Origin of the sequence: Mycobacterium sp. NPDC050441, assembly GCF_040655355.1 — a bacterium.
Classification (GTDB): domain Bacteria; phylum Actinomycetota; class Actinomycetes; order Mycobacteriales; family Mycobacteriaceae; genus Mycobacterium.
On the sequence record NZ_JBFAJS010000011.1, the window covers coordinates 221,371 to 227,720 of the forward strand.

Sequence of the window (6,350 nt, forward strand, 5' to 3'; positions counted from 1 at the left end):
GACCGATGGAGGGGCCTCCCGTTCCAACCCCAGTCGCCCAGCGCGCGGCAGACCGACGCGGCGGCGGCAGTCCGATGACGGGCGAACCTCGTCAACGCAACCCCTCAGTTATTCGCAGTTGACCTAGTCCCGCAAGGAGATCCAATGCAACTCGCTTCCCGGTCGTACCTGGCCGCAGGCGTGGCACTCGTCGGTGCCGGCGCCATCGCAGTCAGCCCACTGGCCCCGCCCGCCCCGGACATTCACGTTCCCGCAATTGACGCCTCGTCCGCGGCGGTGAACCTCACTGCCGCAGCCAATCCCCTGCAGGTGTGGGCCGATGTCATCGGAGCGGCCTTCGAGAACGTAGGCGGTCTGGGCGGACAGTTGGCCGGGGATCCCGCCCCGATCTTGCGACAGATCATCGCCAACCAGCTGCACAGTGTGAACGTCCTGGGCACAGCGACACAGGGACTCGTCGACGGCATGTCCGCCGCACTCGACCCCGAGAATTTCATGAGCTTTCAGGCGGCCGTCAAGAGTGCCCTCGATCTGATCGCTGCCGGAGATCTCCAGAATGGCTTCGCCGCCCTGACCACAAGTCCCCTCATGCTCGGGCTGCCGCTGCTCAGCTTCGTGGGCAACCAGTGGGTGCCCGGGGCCTGGTCCGTGATCGCTCAACCCTTCACGAACCTCGCGAACCTGGTGACCAATCTTCCTGAGGGCGTCCCGGCACTGCTGTTGAACGGCGTCCTCTCCCCGTTGACGGCGACCGCTGCGGCCAACGGATACGTGCTCGAGAAGCTGGCCGCCGCCGCAACCGCCGGCGATGCGGCCGAGTTCGTCGGGACGTTGGTGAATGCTCCTGGCACCATCACCGGTGCCTTGCTCAACGGATTCGAGATCGCCAACGGCGACGGCATGCCGCCCACGTTCATGGCGGGCATCCTGAGCGCCGAGCACGGCTTCACCCCTGGTGGAACCATCTCGACGGTGCTGAACACGCTCTCCCAGATCGCCGACTCGCTGGCCACCCCCGGCGCAGACCGTGACAACCTGTTCGGCAACCTGCCGGGCCTTGGCGCAACCTCGAAGACGATGTCGGTGACTTCGGCGCTCACCCCGGCAGCCAAGACGGTGACGCTCGACGTCGCGCCGGCCAAGGAGATCACCGCGGCACCTGCTGCATCGCAATCCAATTCGGCACCGCAAGAGCCCGTGGCCGCCGAAGCAGCCGCGTCGTCGGACACCACCCCCGCAACCGACGCCGACGAGGCCTCGACTGACAACGACGGCGCCACCAAGCTGTCGACGAAAGCATCACCGAAGGCCGCCAAGGGAGAGGCAAAGGCGAACTCCGCCAAGGCAGTCCGCGACCAGGTGAAGTCAACGGTCAAGAAGATGACCGACGGACTGAAGAAGGACAAGCCCAGCACCCCCAAGAAGGCCGATTCGTCCACCGACTCCGCCAAGGGCTCCGACAAGTAACCCACAGCACCACCGGCAGGCCCTCTCCATCGACACGATGGAGAGGGCCTTTCGCTTCTTTGGAAATTCTCGGCCTGCCGGACGGGCTGAAGCAGTCCGCCGAGGGGTCAGCGGCAAGAACGCCACTGCGGGCAAGCACCGCGCGGGTGGCTCGTCGTCGTCAGGCTCGGGCGCAGGTTCCGGCGATGCATCCTGATTCGACCAGCCAGTGGGCCTCCTGGCACGAGGGGCCCACTGTGCGCCTTCTAGCGCCCCTTCGTCCAACTGCCTGCGTCGCCGACGATGCCGACCGGCACCGCGCCGGACAGGCTCACGTTCTGCACGCTCGGTCCAGCTGCGACGATCGTCGTGTCCTGAAGGATCGGAAGAACCGTCGACATGTTCCACAGCCGGGGTTCGACAGCCTGGATCACCTCGGCGATATTCTGCGAACCATCCAGGGCCGCATCGATTTTCGGCTGGATGGTGTGATCACAGATCCCGGTGATATTGCTGGGCGCCTGCACCAGTTCGCCCGAATCCGGAGCCGGAATCGGCTGAGTGGATGTCGGCGTGGTGGCCGGCGCTGAGGGCGCGACGGTAGTGGTGGACTTCGTTGTCGGCGACGGCGCGACACCGGGTACAGCAGTCGAAACCGAGGTCGCTTCCAGCGCCCGGCAGCCGTAGCGCGAAGCGAGGGTGGTGGCCAAGTCTCCCCCGGCCTGATGCCAGCCGACGACGGCGTCGACGCGGTTGTTGGTCAACGCATCGCCGTAGAGCGCGACCGGATCCAGGGCCAGTACCGAGGCGTCGATACCGACGTTGCGCAGTTGATCGGCCGCGGTGTTGGCGACGGCGACCGATGTCGGATCATTGGATGCCACGCCGAGCACCAAGGACAACGCCGCACCGTCCTTGGTGATGCGCTGCCTGCCGTTGTCAGGTGCAGGCGGTGCGCCCGGTGCAGGCGGCTCGGCCGCCGGCTCGATCTGATAGCCCGCGCCGCGCAACAGGTCCAGCGCGGCCTCCCGCGACATCGCCGGCGGTGCCGTCGGTACGTAGCCGGGGTCCGACGGAGAGCGCACCTGGGCCTGCGCCAGCGTCACGGTGTTGTCATCACCCGCACCCACCGATGCCAACAGGTCGACATCGATCAAGCCCAAGATCGCCTTGCGCACTTGAACTTCCGACAGGTTGGGCTGCCCGCCGCGCAGCGTCATCTGCATCACTCGCGGGGTCACGATCCTCGCGGTGCGGACATCGGGGATGGCACTCAACTGCGCAAAAGTGGCTGCGCCACCGTGTACCTGGGCCACTTGGGTGTCACCGTTGCGGATCGAGTCGGCGAGTGCCGCCGGCGCCCCGCCGCGGCGGAACAACACCAGATCGGGCTTGGCCGGCACGCTCCAGTACCGGTCGTTGCGGGCCAGCAGGATCTCATCGCGTTGCGGGTCAATACTTTCCACCCGGAACTGGCCACCGGTCACCGGCATCGCCCGGGCCAGGCCGGCACCGAAGCCACCGGGAACATCTTTGATGATGTGGGCCGGGAGGATGTCGTTGAACAGTTCCCGCCACGCCGGATAGGGCTGGGAGAAGGTGACCACCGCCTGCTTGCCGCCCTCCACCGATTGCACACCGGTGATCAGGTCATAACCTGCCGGGTCGACGACGCCCGGCTGGCTGACCATCTGGCGCCACAGATACCAGTAGTCGTCGGCGGCGATGGGCGCGTTGTCGGTCCACTGCGCTTCCGGACGGATCTTGTAGGTGACCGTGAACGGGTTCTGGTTGGTCACCTCGGCCGATTCGAGCAGAGTCGGATCGAGCTCCCAGTGCGAACCCGTCGGAGACTTCGGGTCGGGAACCGGCCGAAACGAACTCGGCAGCACCATCGAGGCGACCGCCGCGTTCACCGGAGACTGGTCCGACAGCAGGTGCGGGTTGAACCCTGGGCCGATCGAATCGATGGCCATGATGATCTGCGTCGCCTTCATCGGGGGCGGCGGTGTCGTCTCGGTCGTCTCGGTGCTCTGCGGGGCCGGCGGCGGGCTGACCGTGCAGCCGCTGAACAGGAGCGCCGGCACCGATATGAGCGCCCCGATAGTCAACTGGGCACAGCGGAGGGGTGTCGGCACGCTAATCAGGGTATCGACCGTTCCGGGTCGCCACCGCCGCGCATATGCGCTGGGAGGTGAACGGCACCACAGCTACTGGCATCGACTGGATAGATCCAAGCATCCAAGACGGCATAAACACGCGCTATCCAGTACTTTCACTCTGCGACAAGGGCATCGAGTCTGCGGTCAGATCGTGATTTCGGCGGATTTCACGATCTGAACGCAGTCTCGGCGACAGAAGGCCTGAGCGAAACCTATCCGCGCGCTTTGGCCCGAGCCTTCGCCCGAGCCCGCAGCGACGCGGTCAGCTCGACCTTGCGCACGCGGACGACCTCAGGCGTCACCTCGACGCACTCGTCCTCGGCGCAGAACTCCATCGCCTGCTCCAGACCCAACTCGAGCGGACGCGCCAGCGTCTCCATGACATCGGCCGTCGACGACCGCATGTTGGTCAGCTTCTTCTCGCGGGTGACATTGACGTCAAGATCCTCGGCGCGCGGGTTGATACCGACCACCTGGCCCTCGTAGGTGTCCTCGCCCGGCTCGACGAAGAACTGTCCACGGTCGGCCAGCTGAATCATCGCGAACGGGGTGATCGAGCCGGACCGGTCCGACACCAGCGAACCGGTGTGGCGGGCCCGGATCTCGCCGGCCCACGGTCGGTAGCCGTCGAACACGGCGTTGGCGATGCCGGTACCGCGCGTCAGGGTCAGGAAGTCGGTCCGGAATCCGATCAGTCCGCGGCTGGGCACGATGAAGTCCATCCGCACCCACCCGGCGGCGTGGTTGGTCATCTCCTCCATGCGGCCCTTGCGGGCGGCCATCAGCTGGGTGATGGCGCCGACGAATTCGTCGGGGCAGTCGATGGTCATCGCTTCGAACGGCTCGTGCAGTTTGCCGTCGATGTTGCGGGTAACCACCTGCGGCTTGCCGACCGTCAGCTCGAACCCTTCGCGGCGCATCTGCTCGACCAGAACGGCCAGCGCCAGCTCGCCTCGGCCCTGCACCTCCCAGGCGTCGGGACGGCCGATGTCGACGACCTTGATCGACACATTGCCGACCAGCTCCGCATCGAGACGGTTCTTGACCATCCGGGCGGTCAGCTTGTGGCCGGAGACCTTGCCGGCCAGCGGCGAGGTGTTCGTCCCGATGGTGACCGAGATCGCCGGCTCGTCGACGGTGATGCGGGGCAGCGCATGGGCGTGCTCGGTATCAGCCAGGGTGTCGCCGATCATGATCTCCGGCATACCTGCGACGGCCACGATGTCGCCGGCGACGGCCTCATCAGTAGGCGTACGTTCCACGCCCTCGGTGACCAGCAGCTCGGTGATCTTGGCGTTGGTGATGACGGGATGACCGTCGACCTCCCGCATCCAGGCGACCTGCTGACCCTTGCGGATCCGGCCCTTGTAGATGCGGATCAGCGCGAGACGGCCCAGGAAGGCCGAGGCGTCGAGGTTGGTCACGAGTGCCTGCAGCGGGGCCTCCGGATCACCCTGCGGCGGCGGAATGTGCTCGAGCAGCACATCGAAGAGGGGGTCGAGATTCTCGCCGTCGGGGTTCTCGCCGTTGGCGGGCTGCGTCGTGGAAGCGATGCCGGCGCGTCCCGACGCGTACAGCGTGGGAAGGTCCAGCGCCTTCTCGGCGGCAGCCTGGGCCTCGTCGTCAAGGTCGGAGGCGACGTCGAGCAGCAGGTCGTGGCTTTCCTCGACCACCTCGGCGATGCGCGCGTCGGGCCGGTCGGTCTTGTTGACCACCAGGAGCACGGGCAGGTGCGCGGCCAGGGCCTTGCGCAGCACGAACCGGGTCTGAGGGAGCGGCCCCTCCGAGGCGTCCACCAGCAGAACCACACCGTCGACCATGGACAGGCCACGCTCCACCTCGCCACCGAAATCGGCGTGACCAGGGGTGTCGATGACGTTGATCACCGTCATGGTGCCGTCCGCATGGTGCCGGTGCACCGCGGTGTTCTTGGCCAGGATGGTGATGCCCTTTTCCTTCTCCAGGTCACCGGAGTCCATCAGGCGCTCAACCGCGTCGTCGCCGCGGTGCGTCAAGGCACCCGACTGCCGCAGCATCGCGTCGACTAGGGTCGTCTTGCCGTGGTCGACGTGGGCGACGATGGCGACATTGCGAAAGTTCGGGCGTGAATCCACACCGACATTCTCGCAGGTTGGCCGTTCGATCACGAAAACGAGAGAGCCCCGTCACGTTGAAGTCCGCAAAAATCGCCGGCCTGAAGCCCAAGAAAAAGTGCTGCAAGAGCAAGCCGCGCTGCAAACGCTGCCCCCTGGTTCTGCACAAGGTGCGCAAGGCTGAGCACAACGGACTGCACGGTAAAGAACTGGACAAGGTCTTCAAACGGGCCAGGAAATCCTGAACTTCGCGAGTACCGTTTTAGGTATCCGTCACGTGCGTTAGGCGTGTTTGGAGGTGCCAGGGATGACGGTTTATGAAGCGCTCACGGTCGCTTTGATCATGGTGCTCGCGCTGGGGACCACGGTGGCGATCTACGTGGGTATGGCCAACTGGATCGGCGCCTGCTACATGGTCCGGTGCAGCGAATGCCACCATCTGACCTTCGCGTCGGCGAACCAGCCGCAGGCCTCCTGCGCGCACTGCCGCCACCCGATGCTGCTGCACCCGCTGTACGCGACGCAGCACCCGGGCCACGCCGTGGGGGGGGGGGGGGGGCCGCGGCGGGGAAAAACGCCCCCAGCCCCGCCCGGGTTCGGGCACGCAATGTTGCGGGGGGGAGCCCCCGGGTCCGAAGCGGCGCCGTGG

General features: G+C 66.2%; 3 protein-coding genes and 1 pseudogene. 2 read left to right on the plus strand and 2 right to left on the minus strand.

Annotation, left to right across the window (positions count from 1 at the left end; genetic code table 11):
* Nucleotides 1-144: 144 nt before the first annotated feature.
* Nucleotides 145-1,467, plus strand: a complete 1,323-nt coding sequence (locus tag AB0I14_RS28275; RefSeq protein ID WP_358029003.1) for a hypothetical protein — start codon at nt 145-147, stop codon at nt 1,465-1,467.
* Nucleotides 1,468-1,712: 245 nt separating this feature from the next.
* On the opposite strand, the gene AB0I14_RS28280 is transcribed toward AB0I14_RS28275, so the two are convergent.
* Both AB0I14_RS28280 and typA read right to left on the minus strand, forming a co-directional pair.
* A complete protein-coding gene (locus AB0I14_RS28280) occupies nt 1,713-3,590 on the minus strand; it encodes an ABC transporter family substrate-binding protein (protein ID WP_358029073.1) in 1,878 nt (625 codons plus the stop codon).
* 230 nt (nt 3,591-3,820) lie between these two features.
* Entirely contained in the window at nt 3,821-5,722 is a 1,902-nt protein-coding gene (gene typA / locus AB0I14_RS28285) for a translational GTPase TypA (protein ID WP_358029006.1), read from the minus strand.
* A 286-nt stretch (nt 5,723-6,008) separates the two neighbouring features.
* Between typA and AB0I14_RS28290 the strand changes: the two are divergent.
* Nucleotides 6,009-6,236, plus strand: a pseudogene (locus AB0I14_RS28290) (hypothetical protein); the annotation flags it as partial.
* Nucleotides 6,237-6,350: the final 114 nt, after the last annotated feature.